Below are 12859 nucleotides of genomic sequence, written 5' to 3'. Positions count from 1 at the left end.
CACACCTGGTTCGGAAATAGGTTCTTCCAGGGATGGCGCCAGCAAGACGCCGGGCAGCGATGCGACACAGCTTCAAAAAGAAAGGCCGCCCGAAGGCGGCCTTCCAGAGTGAAGCAAGCGACAAGGATCAGAAGCGAACTTCCGCACGCAGGTAGAAGAAGCGGCCACCCGGTATGTCGTAGGTGGAAGCGTCATAGCCGTTGAGCGAGCAGGACAGGCAGATCGGCGGGTCCTCGTCGAACAGGTTGTTGGCGCCGAAGGTCAGACGCAGGTTGGCCATGCTTTCGAACTGATAGCCCACCTGCAGATCGCTGTAGGTGATCGCGTCGAGCACATTGGTGTCCGTGGCCGGATTCGAGCACACCGCGAAGGTGACGACCCGACCGCAGGACTCGCGCAGCTCCGAGATATGGCGCAGCGTCCAGGAGGCCGACCACGCACCGTGGGTCCACGAGGTCACGAAGTTCGAGGTCCAGTCCGGGATCGCACTGTCCACCACCTCACGGCCGGGGGCCTGCGGCTGCCGCTGGCCGGCGGCACCGATCGCCTCGTATTCACCGACGAAGGTGTTCCGCCAGGCCATTTTCAGCTGGCCCCAGTCCTGCATCGGGAAGACCCAGCTCAGGTCCACGTCCCAGCCATTGGTCGTGATCGAGCCGAGGTTGCTCAGGCGGTTGGCGAAGGCATTGATGCCGCCGGTGGCGGCGCGGCTGATGCCCGAGCAGTACAGCGGATCAAGCGTCTGCACGCACAGGTCGAGCTGGGTCTGCGCGTCGATGGCCTGGATCGCGCCGTCGATCTCGTGGCTGTAGTAAGTGACTTCGAAATCCACCCGATCCGAGATGGACGAATTTTCCAGGAAAGACGGGCTCCAGACGAAGCCGGCGGTGAAGCTGTCGGCGAACTCCGGGTTGAGCTGGTCGTTGCCACCGGTGGTGACGGAAATCTGGGGGTTCGGCTGGACATAGTTATTGGGCACGCCCAGCGTCGCGCAGTTGCCGGCCAGCGAGGGGTCGAGCAGCGGCGTGGTGCAGGGGTCGTCGAGCTGTGCGTCGAAGCGGCTGGCGGAACCGAACAGCTCGCCGATCGACGGTGCCCGGAAACCCTCGGCGAAGCTGGCGCGCAGCACCAGTTCGTCCGCCACCTGCCAGCGCAGACCGTACTTGGGCGTGAACTCGGAGATGCCGGTGCTGTAGTCGGAATAGCGGCCCGCCAGCGTCAGGTCGAAGCGGCTGCCTTCGGCCTCATTGGCGAACAGCGGCACGTTCACTTCCACGTAAACTTCGCTGACGTCGTACTTGCCGGCGGTCGGCAGCGAAGGAACACCGTTGTAGAACCCGGCCACGGTCAGCGCGTCGGGCTGGTAGGCGCCCTCCAGGCGGCGATGCTCGACGCCCGTCGCGAAGTCGACCGATCCGGCCGGCATCTCGAACAGGCTGCCCGAGAGGTTGGCGGTCACCAGCGCCAGTTCGTTCCGGCTGCTGTCGCGCACCACCGGCGAGATGAAGGCCAGCATGTCGGCCGTGATCGTGCCCGGGCCACCGAAGATATTGAGCGGCGTGCAGCCGGCAACGGCCGCGCAGGCCGCGGGATCGCCCAGGGCCAGCGCGATGTTGCGGATGTCGTAGCTGCCCCGGTTGGTCTGGTCGGCTTCGTTCTCGCTCAAGGCCACGTTGGCGTCCCAGTAGAAGCTGCGCCCGCCGGCATCGAACACGCCTTCCAGGCCCGCGCCGGCGTACCAGGTGTCGACTTCCTGCTCGAAGATGCGCGGGCCGCCTTCGACCGGACGACGGCCGATCAGGATCAGGTTGCGATCGGCCACGGGCGTGGTCAGGCGCCCGTCGAGATCGAAGCCGAAGGGATTGAAGGGGTTGAGGCCGGAGATGAAGATGTTGTCGGCCAGCGGATTGCCGGTGCCCGCTTCCGGGCCCAGGAACAGCGGCTCGGGCGCGGCCTGGTTGGTTGATTTGCGGCGGTTGTAGAGCACCTTGGCGTAGCCGCTGACGCGGTCGTTGAACTCGAAGCGCGCCTGGCCGAACACACCGGTCCGCTCGGACGGGGTCAGCAACAGGTTGTACTGGGCGAAGTTGAAGCGGTCGGCCGTGGTGAAGCAGTGGTAGTCATCGGTGCGCACGCAGCCGACCTGGGTCGGGTCGTAAACGGGGCTGCTGACGCCGTTGTTGGGCGTGACGTCGATGGTTTCACCGGTGTTCGGGTCGGTAATGATGAAGCGACCGGTCGGCGTGCCCGAGCTGCCGAAGTCCAGGCCCGTGCCCGGCACCGGAAGGCTCGACTGTTCGCGGTCGCGCGCGAAGATCACGTCCTGGTCGGTATGGCTGATGCCGACGAAGAAGCTGGCGCGATCGGTGCTTTTACCCCAGGCGAAGTCGATGCTGGAGGTGGCGCCGTCGCCTTCGCCGTACTCGCCGTACTGCGCGCTGACGCTGATGCCGTCGAAGTTCTTGCGGGTGATGATGTTCACCACGCCGGCGATGGCGTCCGAACCGTAGAGCGAGGACGCGCCGTCTTCGAGCACTTCGATGCGATCGATGATGGCCAGCGGAATGGTGTTGAGATCGGTCGAGGCGCCCACGCCCGAAGCCGAGGCCTCGTTGACCCAGCGAATGCCGTCCACCAGCACCAGCACGCGCTTCGCGCCGAGATGACGAAGGTCGGCCTGGGCGGAACCGGCACCAACGCCGCTACCGTCCGGCGGGAAGCCGAAGTTGCCGCTGGAATTGAATTTGGTGTTGAGCGCCGAACCCGAGCCGGTGAGCGACTGGATGAGGTCACCCACCGAGGTCAGGCCGCTGCGGTCGATGTCGGCGCGCGTGATGCGCTGCACGGGCACGAGGCCCTCGGCTTCGGCGGTGCGGATGCGGGTGCCGGTGACTTCGATCCGGTCCAGGGTCTGGACGGTTTCTTCGGTGCTGTCCTGTGCGGTCGCGGTCGCGGCCAGCGGCAGCGCCGCCAGCAGCAATGCGCTGCGAACCGCCAGGCTCAGGCGGGAGGTACGGTTGGTCTTCATGCTGATCCCCAAGAGTTGGTGGGACCGGCGCCTTGCCCCCAATGCACCGGCTGGGACCAGATGTAAAGACTTTGTGACAGCCCAACAAGACACTAAATCACTAACGCTGACAGCGATTTACACGCCTCCGCCCCAGGCCAGGCTGGCGCCAACCAGGGTCAGGAAGACCGCAAACAGCCCCCGCAAGGCCTGTCCGCTGATGCGATGGGCCAGACGCGTGCCCAGCGGCGCCGTCAGCACCGAGGCCAGGGCCAGGGCCGCGGCGGCCGGCAGGTAGACGTAACCCCAGCTGCCCGGCGGCAGCAGCCCCGGCGCCGGACCGTTGAAGGCGTAGCCGGCGGCGCTGGCCAGGGCAATGGCGACACCGCAGGCGCTGGACGTGCCCACCGCCCGCACCGGCCGGACCCCGCGCCAGACCAGCAGGGGCACGGTCATGCTGCCGCCGCCGATACCCACCAGGGCGGAAATCGCACCGATCGCGCCGCCGGCCACGCTGTAGCCCGGCCCACGCGGAGCGTCCGGCCGTTCAGCGCGCGAACGCGGCCAGTCGAGCGCCAGCTGGGCGGCGGCGATGAAACAATAGGCGGCGATACCGATCCGCAGCAGGCCACCGTCAAGGCGGACCGCCAGCAGGCTCCCCAGCCAGCCGCCCAGCAGCACGCCGGGCACCAGCCAGGCCACCGTCGGCCACAGCACGCTGCCGCGCCGGTGATGGGCGCGGGCCGAAGAAAGCCCGGTGAGCACGATGCTGGCCAGCGCCGTTGCCAGCGCCGCATGCACGGCCAGCGCCGGCGGTACGCCCTGGGCCGGCAGCAGCCAGACCAGCGCCGCCACCAGGACCAGGCCGCCGCCGATGCCCAGCAGCCCCGCCAGTACGCCGGCCACGGCGCCCAGCGCCAGATAGATGCCCCAGTCCAGGCTCATGCCGGCACCGGGCGCTCAGCCGCCATGGGCTAGACTCGTCGCCATGCATTTACGCTTTTTCACGCTTTTCCTGCTCCTCGTGTTGCCCGCGACCGCGCGGCCGCAGGCGGCCCCGGCTGACCTGTCGGCGCAGCGCCCGCTCATCCTCGGCGGTTTCCAGCTCGCCGAGCAAGGCCGGCTGAATGCCGCCGACGCCGCGCGCCTGTCCGGCCACCCCCTGCATGGCTGGGTCGAGGCCACGTTGATGCGCAAGCGCATCGCCAGCGCCAGCGCCGCCGACGTGCGCGCGGTGCTGACCCGGCACGAAGGCCAGGCCGCCGCCGACTGGCTGCGCGATGCCTGGCTGCTGCAGCTGGCCCGACGCAACGAATGGACCACCTTCCGGGCCGACTTCCGCCCGACGGCTTCCACCGAGCTTCGCTGTGCCGAGCTCGCGGCGCGGCTGGCCACCGGCGGCTCCGATGTCGCCTGGACCGCCGACGTCCAGGCCATCTGGCTCAGCGGCAGCGGCCTGCCCGGCCTCTGCGACGCGCCCTTCGCGGCCCTGCAGGCGCGCGGCAAGCTGGGCGACGACCTGCGCTGGCAGCGCATCATGCTGGCACTGGGCGAAGGCCAGGGCGGCCTGGCGCGCTTCCTGGCCAAGGGACTGCCCGCCAACGCGACCGCCCTCGCCAGCGACTACGCCGACTTCATCGAAGCCCCGCACGCACGCACGGCGACCTGGCCGCGCGACCCGCGCAGCCGCCAGGTGGCCGCCGAGGGCCTGGCGCGGCTGGCGCGACGCGACCCCGACACCGCGCGTTCGCAGCTGGCCGCACTGGCGCCGGCACTGGATATGGACGAGACCCAGCGCGGCCAGGTGCTCTACCAGATCGCGCTGTGGACGGTCGCCTCCTACCTGCCCGGCTCCGCCGAGCGCCTGGCCGAGGTGCCGGCCTCGGCCTATGACGACCGCCTGCACGAATGGCGCGTACGCGAAGCCATGAACCGGCGCGACACGCCCGCCGCACTGAAGGCGCTGGAAGCCATGTCGCCGACGCAGCGCGCGGATCCGCGCTGGCAGTATTTCGAAGCGCGCCTGCGCGAGCGCAACAAGCAGCGCGACCTGGCCCGCACGCTGTACGCCCAGGCCGCCAACACCGCCACCTTCCACGGCTTCCTGGCCGCGGACCGGCTCGACCAGCCCTATGCGCTGTGCCCGCTGCAGCCTTCCAGCGACGCCACCCTACGCCAACGGGTGGCGGCGATGCCCGGCCTGGTGCGCGCGCTCGAGCTCTACCGTATCGATCGCCTGGGCCTGGCCATCCGCGAGTGGGCGGCGCTGCTGCGCGGCCTGGAAGACGCCGAGCGCTACGTCGCCATCGACTTCGCCCTGCAGGCCGGCTGGCATGACCGCGGCGTGTTCACCATCGGCGACGCGCCCGAGGCGATGCGCTATTACGGGCTTCGTTTCCCGCTGCCGCACGAGCGCACGATCCGCCGCGAGGCGCGCAAGCACGCCCTGGACCCGGCCTGGGTGGCGGCGCAGACGCGTGCGGAAAGTGCCTTCATGGAGCGCGCCCGTTCGCCTGCGAATGCCCGCGGGCTGATGCAGCTGCTGCCGACCACGGCCGCGATGACGGCAAGCCGCCAAGGCATTGCCTACCGCGGCGTCGAGAGCCTGTACGACCCGGATGTGAACATCATCCTGGGCACGGCCCACCTGCGTTTCGAGCTCGACCAGCAGGGAGGCCTGCCCTACCAGGCCATCGCCGCCTACAATGCCGGCCCGACGCCCGTGGCCCGCTGGAACCGCGACCGTCCCGGCTTCGAACCAGACTTCTGGATCGAAACCGTGACCTACAAGGAAACCCGCGACTACATGGCCCGGGTGCTGGCCTTCAGCGTCATTTACGATTGGCGCCTGGACGGCGACGCGGTGCCGGTGACCGAGCGCATGCTCGGCCGCACGGTGAACGCGTCGGCCCGGCGCAAGTTCCGTTGCCCCACCCCTTCTAACGCACTGAGCACGCCATGATCCCGCAAAACATCGTCATCCTCGGCGGCACTGGTTTCGTCGGCCGCCACCTGGTGGCCCGGCTGGCCGCCGACGGCCACGCCGTCACCCTGCTCAGCCGCAACCTGGCCAGCCATCTCGACCGCCTGCTGGCGCCCGGCGTGACGCTGCGCGAGGTGGACGTGTACGACCCCAGCGTATTGCGCCAGGCGTTCACCGGCGCCGATACGGTCATCAACCTGGTCGGCATCCTCAACGAAAAAGGCGACAGCGGCCGCGGCTTCCGGCGCGCCCACGTCGAGTTGACCAAGCTGGTGCTGGCGGCGATGCAGCTGGCCGGCGTGCGTCGCCTGCTGCAGATGAGCTCGCTAAACGCCGGCCGCGGCCAGAGCCATTACCTGAAGTCGCGCGGCGAAGCCGAGGCGGCGGTGAAAGCCTCGGGCCTGGACTGGAGCATCTTCCAGCCCTCGGTGATCTTCGGCCATGGCGACGGGCTGTTCTGCCGCTTCGCGCAGCTGCTCAAGATTGCGCCGGTGCTGCCGCTGGCGCGCGCGGGCTGCAAGTTCGCGCCGGTCTACATCGGCGACGTGGTCGAGGCCTTCGTGCGCGCGCTGGGCAATCGCCGCAGCATCGGCGAGGTCTATGAACTCTACGGGCCGGACGTGTACACGATGGCGCAGATCGTGAAGATGACGGCGAAAGCGCGCGATCTCACCCGCTTCGTGCTGCCCTTGCCGGACGTGCTCGGTCGCCTTCAGGGCTTCGTGTTCGACTTCGTGCCGGGCAAGCCGTTCTCGTCCGACAATTTCCGCTCACTGGCCACCGACTCGGTTGGCGGCATTGATGGCCTGCACCGTCTTGGCATCGTGCCGACCCGCGTCAGCGCCAAGCTGCCGGAGATCCTGGGGCACGTCGACGATCGCCAGACGCGCTACGCGCGCTACCGCGCCGCCCGCTGACATGAAGGCCTATCGGGTCGGCGGCGCTGTTCGTGACCGACTGCTGGGTCTGCCCGCCGGCGACCGCGACTGGGTCGTCGTGGGTTCAACGCCGGAAGCGATGGTGCTGGCCGGCTACCTGCCGGTGGGTAAGGACTTCCCCGTCTTCCTGCACCCGAACACCAAGGAAGAACACGCGCTTGCCCGCACCGAACGCAAGACCGCGCCGGGCTATCGCGGCTTCACCTTCCACGCCGACGCCTCGGTGACGCTGGAACAGGACCTGGCCCGCCGCGACTTCACCATCAACGCCATCGCCGAAGACGACGACGGCGTGCTGACCGACCCCTTCGGCGGCCGCGCCGATATCGAAGCGCGCGTGCTGCGGCACGTGTCGCCGGCCTTCGCCGAAGACCCGGTGCGCATTCTTCGCGCGGCCCGCTTCCTCGCGCGCTTCGCGCCGCTGGGCTTCACCGTGGCGCCGGAGACGCTGGCGCTGATGCGCGAGATGGTCGCCGCCGGCGAAGTCGACCACCTGGTGCCCGAGCGCGTTTGGCAGGAGCTAAAGAAGGCGCTGGAAATGCCGCGTCCTTCTGCCGCGATCGCCCTGCTGCGCGAATGCGGCGCGCTGGCGAAGCTGCTGCCGGAAGTGGACGCGCTCTACGGCGTGCCGCAGCGCGTCGAGTACCACCCGGAAATCGACACCGGCATCCACGTGCAGATGGTGCTGGACATGGCCGCGCGGCTGGCGCCCGGCGATGCCCTGATCGGCTACTGCGCGCTCACCCATGACCTGGGCAAGGCGCTGACGCCGAAACAGGCGCTGCCCAAGCACGTCGGCCACGAGCACAGCGGCGCGCGCCCGGTGCGTGCGGTATCGGCGCGCTACAAGGTGCCCGCCGAGTTCTCGGCCGTGGCGGACATCGTCTGTCGCGAACATCTCAACGTGCACCGCCTGGCCGAGCTGCGGCCCGAGACCGTGCACGACCTGATCGCCCGCTGCGACGGCTTCCGCAAACCCGAGCGCATCGCCCAGCTGGCGCTGGCCTGTGAAGCCGACAAGCGCGGCCGACTGGGTCGCGAAGAAGAACGCTACCCGTCGCGGGACCTGCTGTTGCGTTTGCATGCGGCCGCGCAGGCGGTGTCGGCCGGCGCCGCGATCGCCAATGGACTCAAGGGCGTGGCGGTGGGGGATTGGCTGCGGCAGGCGCGGATTGCGGCGATTGCGGCCGAGAAGCTTCGGGCCTGAAGGCCCTCCTACAAAAGCTTCGGGCCTGAAGGCCCTCCTACATCGCAACCTGTAGGAGGGCCTTCAGGCCCGAAGCTTTGCCTCCATCCACACCAACACATTCCGCAGCGGCGTCAGCCCCAGGCCGAGCCCCGCCAGCACACCCAGCGTGTTCGCCAGCGCATCGCGTCCATCGCCCAGCCGCGTCGTGGTCAGCTGCGCCTGCGCGAACTCCAGTCCAACGCCAAGTAGCACCAAGGCCAGCGCCGCCAAACACCGCGCACCCCAGCCACGAAGCAGCATCACCGCCCACGCCGACAGCGTGAAGTAGGCGAGGAAATGCCCCAGCTTGTCCGAGTCCGGCGGTCCGCCCAATTGAATCGGCGGCAGCAGCGACAGCGCGATGCACAGCAGCCAGCCAAATACCCACACGCCCAGCCACAGCCGCGGCCGTTTCAAATCACGACGGATCACAGGCGACGGCTCAGGTCGCCGCGGGCAAACAGCGGTCGGATATCGGCGCCACGCTGGAACCCCATCACCTGGAAGCGCTCGCCCATTTCGCCCGGCAGCGTCAATCGCTTCACTTCGTTGTGGCGATGGTGGCGATCGACCACATCGTCGATGGCCTCGATCGCCGCCAGCCGTTCGGCCAGACCGCTGTTGATCAGGAAGCTGGCCTGCGCGCAGTAGCCGGCGAAATCAAAGCCTGCGCCCACGCCCGCCTCCGCGACCGCCGTGAAATCCACGAAGGCGGTGATGTCCTGCAGCCCCGGCAGGTGAAAGGGATTGGCGTTGGCGCTGTGGCGGTGGTGGCAGACCAGGGTGCCTTCGCTGCGCTCGGGCAGGTAGTACTCCTGGCGCGGGTAGCCGTAGTCCACGAACAGCATCGCGCCGTCCTTCAGCAGGCCGCCCACCGCCTGGATCCAGTACGGCAGCTGCGGCAGCACTTCGGAACGATAACCCTCGGCGAAGGGCTTGCCGATATCGCGTTCGATGTGGCGCACCGCGGCGTGCAGCAGGGCATCGGCCGGCTGGTCGACGCGGATCAGCGCGCCTTCGGGCGAAAGCGCCACGTATTCCTCGTACACCTCGCCGCCGCGCATCGCGAAGCGCGGCGTGGGCAGCGCGTCGAGCACCTCGTTGGCGAACAGTACGCCGCGCCACTCGCGTTCCGGCGGGCCGTCGAGCCAGCTCACGCAGGCGAACACCTCGGCCGGCAGCGCCGCGCGCAGGCGCTCGGCCTGGCGCTCGCGCAGGTCGGCGCTGGGTTCGAGGATGAGGTAGCGCGCCGGCAAAGCATCAATCGCCTGCCAATGCCGCAGCGCCGCCTCGGCAAACGCGCCGCTGCCGCCGCCGATTTCGAAGAAATCCGCCGCGCCGCCCAACTGCGTGAACACCTGCGCCGCCGCCTGCGCGATGCATTCGGCGAAGGTCGGTCCCAGCTCCGGCGAGGTGACGAAATCGCCTTCGGCCCCGAACTTGCGGCTGCCCGCGCTGTAGTAGCCCAGCCCCGGCGCGTACAGCACCAGCTCCATGTAGCGCGAGAACGGAAGGACGCCGCCGCTGGCCTTGATCTGCCCGCGGACCAGATCCAGCAGGCGTTCGCTATGGGCCAGGGCGGCCGCGTCGGGGGCAGGGACGTGCGGGGTCATGATGTAATCTTCAGATGCGAACGCGCAGGATACCGGCAAATCCACGGAGCCCCGAATGACTGCCCCCGTTGCCCTGATCACTGGCGCCGCCAAGCGCGTCGGCGCCTGCATCGCCCGCCGCCTGCATGCCGCCGGCTACGACCTCGCCCTGCACCACCGCGCCTCGGGTGAGGCCATGCACGCCCTGGTCGCCGAACTTGATGCGGTCCGCGCCGGCAGCACGCTGGTGCTGAGCTGTGAACTCGCCCAAGACGACGCCCTGCCCGGTCTGGTCGCCGATACCGTGGCGCGCTTCGGCCGTCTCGATGCCCTGGTGAACAACGCCAGCGCCTTCTACCCGACGCCGATCGGCAGCGCGACGACCGCGCAGTGGGACGAACTGTTCGCCTCCAACGCCCGCGGCCCCTTCTTCCTGTCCCAGGCCGCTGCCCCGCACCTGCGCGCCGCCGGCGGCGCCATCGTCAACCTGGCCGACATCTACGGCGAGCGCCCGCTCGATAGCCACACGATCTACTGCATGGCCAAGGCCGCCAACCTCATGCTCACTCAGTCGCTGGCGAAGGAACTGGGCCCGGAAGTACGCGTCAACGCCGTCGCCCCCGGCGCCGTGATGTGGCCGGCCGAAGGCAAGCCCGAGCACGAAAAGGCCGCCATGCTCGCCAGCACAGCCCTCAAGCGCGCCGGCGACGCTGAAGACGTCGCCGAAGCGGTTCGCTGGCTGCTGCAGGACGCGCGCTACACCACCGGGCAAGTCATTCGCGTCGACGGTGGGCGCAGTTTAAATATTTGAACGGTGATGCTTCCGCTCAGATAAAGCGGATGCGCGGCCACCTCGGCGGCCGCGCACGGTTCCCGCCTACTTGACCTGGAACGCCGCCTGCAGCTGCGGGCCGGCGAAGCCCTCCGGGGCCTGGCCGTCCACCGCGTAGCGGTACACCGCGGCCGAGTACACGCCCGACAGGGCGGCCTGGAAGACGGCGACGGCGGCGATGGCGATCACGGCGATCACCACGGCCACCAGCGCCAGCTTGCCGCCGCCGATCATGGCGGCGCCAAACACCAGCGCGATCGAAACGACGACCACGAGACCGGTCAGCAGGCCGAAGGCCAGGCCGATGCCGACGTTGCCGGCGACGTTCTCGCCCCAGGTGCGCTTGAGCAGGGTCATCGATTCTTTCACCGCGTCGATCGGGCCGACGTCGCGGGTGACCAGGATCGGCACCACCAGGAAGGTGCCCACGGTCCAGGCCATGCCGAGCAGGCCGATCAGGATGCGGCCGAGCACGCCGGCGCGCTCGCTGGCGGCCTTGAGCAGCAGGCCGACGGTAGCGGCGATGGCGGCGTAGCCCAGGATCACGCCGATTTTCGAGCGGGCGATTCGCAGGCCGTCGGCCACGCTGGGATTGCCGCCTTCGAGCCGGATCAGTGCGGCACCGACCAGGGCCGTGTTGAAGAAGAAGATCACGAAGTACTGGCAGAGGTAGAACAGGAAGCCGACCACCGCGCCAACGACGCCAATCTGACCGCCTTCGAAAATGCGCAGGCCGATCACCGGCACCGCGAAGGAGATGGCTACCAACAGGGTGGCAAAGGCGGAGATGACCGGGAACAGCAGCAGTTCCTTGTCCGAACGCAGGACGGCGGCGCTGGCCTTGACCAGGGTCCAGCTGCGGGAGATGCGATCGAACATGGGGTGGGCCTCCGGTGGGATGGCCGCGATTATGCGTCAGTGTCGCGGCCACGCAAGGCCGAAAGTCACCCGAGGCTGAGCGTATCCACCGTTGGCGGCGCATTGGCCTCCGGATGCGCGGCCCACAGCGCCGCCAGCGTCTCGCCGCCGCCGGGCACTTCGTATGCCGGCGAGAGGTCGGCCAGCGGCTTGAGCACGAAGGCGTGCTTGAGCTCAGGCCGCGGCAGCTCGAGGTTGCCGGGACCTTTCAGCACCAGGTCGTCGTAAAACACGATGTCGATGTCGAGCGTGCGGCTGGAGAAACGCGGCACGTCGCGGCGCCGGCCCTGGCGGTCTTCCAGGGCGTGCAGCCAGTCGTTGAGCGCGAACGGATCGAGATCGCTGTCGATCACGGCGGCGGCGTTGAGGAAATCCGGGCCTTCGAAGCCCACCGCCGGGGTGCGGTATACCGGGGAGAACTGCACCGCGCCGAAGCGCACGCGCAATGCGTCGGCCGCGGCCAGCAGGTTCGCCTCGGCGTCCTGGTTGCTGCCCAGGCTCAGCCAGGCCCTGCCCATCAGGCGCGGCTGCGCTCGATGATGACGCCTACCGACTTCGAGCCGGTCACTGCGCCGGGCTTGGCCAGCTTCAGGCGCACGTGCTGCACGCCGAACTCGCCGAGGATGATCGCGGCGCAGCGCTCGGCCAGGGTTTCCACCAGGCCGAATTCGGACTCGGACACGAACTGGATCAGGCGCTTGCTGACGGCCTTGTAGTCGAGCGTGTGCTCGATATTGTCGCTGGCGGCCGGCACGGTGTTGTCGAACGCCATCTCGATGTCGAGCACGATCGGCTGGAGGATCTTGCGCTCCCAGTCGTAGATGCCGATGACGCACTCGATTTCGAGGGCTTCGATGAAAACCTTGTCCATAGCTTGGTCCTTCCAATCCAGCGCAACCTTGTAGGAGGGCCTTCAGGCCCGAAGCTTTTGGCGAGGAGCTTCGGGCCTGAAGGCCCTCCTACAAGGGGCGGGTTGCGGTTACAGGGGCGGCAAGCTTGCCATGTCCCAACGTGGCGTCACGGTGACGACGGGGGCCTCGTGCTGGCCGGCCTGCAGGCGCAGGGCGCCGGCGAAGGCGATCATGGCGCCGTTATCGGTGCAGAAGGCCGGGCGCGGGAAGTACACCCGACCCCTGCCCTCCCCTGTGGGAGGGACTGTAGGAGGGCCTTCAGGCCCGAAGCTTTTGGCGAAGGGCTTCGGGCCTGAAGGCCCTCCTACAGGGGCTTGCACGAGGGCCTGCAGGCGCTCGCGCAGGCGCAGGTTGGCGCCGACGCCGCCGGCCACCACCAGGGTACGGGCGCCAGTCTGCTGCAGGGCGCGATCGCATTTGATGGCCAGGGTTTCGACCACCGCGTCCTCG

11 protein-coding genes and 1 pseudogene are annotated in these 12859 nt (G+C 68.7%); 4 read left to right on the top strand and 8 right to left on the bottom strand.

The features are described 5' to 3' along the window. Window positions 1-127 precede the first annotated feature (127 nt). Window positions 128-3028, bottom strand: coding sequence for a TonB-dependent receptor domain-containing protein (locus ACYVGY_RS00705; protein WP_460455572.1), 2901 nt, complete (start codon window positions 3026-3028; stop codon window positions 128-130). 117 nt (window positions 3029-3145) lie between these two features. Beyond that, window positions 3146-3952 (bottom strand): sulfite exporter TauE/SafE family protein, encoded by an 807-nt coding sequence (locus ACYVGY_RS00700; protein WP_460455571.1) that lies wholly within the window; start codon window positions 3950-3952, stop codon window positions 3146-3148. 43 nt (window positions 3953-3995) lie between these two features. Here ACYVGY_RS00700 and ACYVGY_RS00695 point away from each other — a divergent pair, with 43 nt between their 5' ends. From ACYVGY_RS00695 to ACYVGY_RS00685, 3 genes are read left to right on the top strand one after another with little or no spacing between them, the layout of a single operon-like run. Then, window positions 3996-5969, top strand: coding sequence for a transglycosylase SLT domain-containing protein (locus ACYVGY_RS00695; RefSeq protein ID WP_460455570.1), 1974 nt, complete (start codon window positions 3996-3998; stop codon window positions 5967-5969). Next, window positions 5966-6907: a complex I NDUFA9 subunit family protein gene (locus tag ACYVGY_RS00690; RefSeq protein ID WP_460455569.1), complete on the top strand. Its 942-nt coding sequence runs from the start codon at window positions 5966-5968 to the stop codon at window positions 6905-6907. Before ACYVGY_RS00695 ends, ACYVGY_RS00690 begins: the two co-directional genes overlap by 4 nt. Before the next feature lies 1 nt (window position 6908). Further along, window positions 6909-8135: a multifunctional CCA addition/repair protein gene (locus ACYVGY_RS00685; RefSeq protein ID WP_460455568.1), complete on the top strand. Its 1227-nt coding sequence runs from the start codon at window positions 6909-6911 to the stop codon at window positions 8133-8135. Between the two features lie 63 nt (window positions 8136-8198). On the opposite strand, the gene ACYVGY_RS00680 is transcribed toward ACYVGY_RS00685, so the two are convergent. After that, on the bottom strand, window positions 8199-8588 hold the full coding sequence (locus ACYVGY_RS00680) for a VanZ family protein (RefSeq protein ID WP_460455567.1): 390 nt from the start codon (window positions 8586-8588) through the stop codon (window positions 8199-8201). After that, window positions 8585-9769 (bottom strand): class I SAM-dependent methyltransferase, encoded by a 1185-nt coding sequence (locus ACYVGY_RS00675; RefSeq protein WP_460455566.1) that lies wholly within the window; start codon window positions 9767-9769, stop codon window positions 8585-8587. Before ACYVGY_RS00675 ends, ACYVGY_RS00680 begins: the two co-directional genes overlap by 4 nt. Window positions 9770-9824: 55 nt before the next feature. On the opposite strand from ACYVGY_RS00675, the gene ACYVGY_RS00670 reads away from it, so the two are divergent. Next, the gene (locus tag ACYVGY_RS00670; RefSeq protein ID WP_460455565.1) at window positions 9825-10559 is read left to right on the top strand and encodes a pteridine reductase; all 735 of its coding nucleotides are present in this window, start codon (window positions 9825-9827) and stop codon (window positions 10557-10559) included. Window positions 10560-10625: 66 nt separating this feature from the next. Here ACYVGY_RS00670 and ACYVGY_RS00665 read toward each other — a convergent pair whose 3' ends face one another. The 4 genes and pseudogenes from ACYVGY_RS00665 to ACYVGY_RS00650 all read right to left on the bottom strand — a co-directional run. Then, window positions 10626-11459 (bottom strand): DUF6159 family protein, encoded by an 834-nt coding sequence (locus tag ACYVGY_RS00665; protein ID WP_460455564.1) that lies wholly within the window; start codon window positions 11457-11459, stop codon window positions 10626-10628. Window positions 11460-11524: 65 nt separating this feature from the next. Next, a complete protein-coding gene (gene folK, locus ACYVGY_RS00660; RefSeq protein ID WP_460455563.1) occupies window positions 11525-12016 on the bottom strand; it encodes a 2-amino-4-hydroxy-6-hydroxymethyldihydropteridine diphosphokinase in 492 nt (163 codons plus the stop codon). Next, window positions 12016-12369, bottom strand: coding sequence for a dihydroneopterin aldolase (gene folB / locus ACYVGY_RS00655; protein WP_460455562.1), 354 nt, complete (start codon window positions 12367-12369; stop codon window positions 12016-12018). Before folB ends, folK begins: the two co-directional genes overlap by 1 nt. A 108-nt stretch (window positions 12370-12477) precedes the next feature. Next, window positions 12478-12859 (bottom strand): annotated as a pseudogene (locus ACYVGY_RS00650) (hypothetical protein); the annotation flags it as partial.

Source organism: Arenimonas alkanexedens (assembly GCF_054781355.1).
The sequence above is the reverse complement of the archived record's forward strand: the minus strand, read 5'-3'. Positions and strand labels throughout refer to the sequence as shown.

Bases quoted from the DNA above. Each gene is read 5' to 3' on its own strand.
- ACYVGY_RS00705 (WP_460455572.1), bottom strand. From the start codon at position 3,028: ATGAAGACCAACCGTACCTCCCGCCTGAGCCTGGCGGTTCGCAGCGCA.
- ACYVGY_RS00700 (WP_460455571.1), bottom strand. From the start codon at position 3,952: ATGAGCCTGGACTGGGGCATCTATCTGGCGCTGGGCGCCGTGGCCGGC.
- ACYVGY_RS00695 (WP_460455570.1), top strand. From the start codon at position 3,996: ATGCATTTACGCTTTTTCACGCTTTTCCTGCTCCTCGTGTTGCCCGCG.
- ACYVGY_RS00690 (WP_460455569.1), top strand. From the start codon at position 5,966: ATGATCCCGCAAAACATCGTCATCCTCGGCGGCACTGGTTTCGTCGGC.
- ACYVGY_RS00685 (WP_460455568.1), top strand. From the start codon at position 6,909: ATGAAGGCCTATCGGGTCGGCGGCGCTGTTCGTGACCGACTGCTGGGT.
- ACYVGY_RS00675 (WP_460455566.1), bottom strand. From the start codon at position 9,769: ATGACCCCGCACGTCCCTGCCCCCGACGCGGCCGCCCTGGCCCATAGC.
- ACYVGY_RS00670 (WP_460455565.1), top strand. From the start codon at position 9,825: ATGACTGCCCCCGTTGCCCTGATCACTGGCGCCGCCAAGCGCGTCGGC.
- ACYVGY_RS00665 (WP_460455564.1), bottom strand. From the start codon at position 11,459: ATGTTCGATCGCATCTCCCGCAGCTGGACCCTGGTCAAGGCCAGCGCC.
- folK (WP_460455563.1), bottom strand. From the start codon at position 12,016: ATGGGCAGGGCCTGGCTGAGCCTGGGCAGCAACCAGGACGCCGAGGCG.
- folB (WP_460455562.1), bottom strand. From the start codon at position 12,369: ATGGACAAGGTTTTCATCGAAGCCCTCGAAATCGAGTGCGTCATCGGC.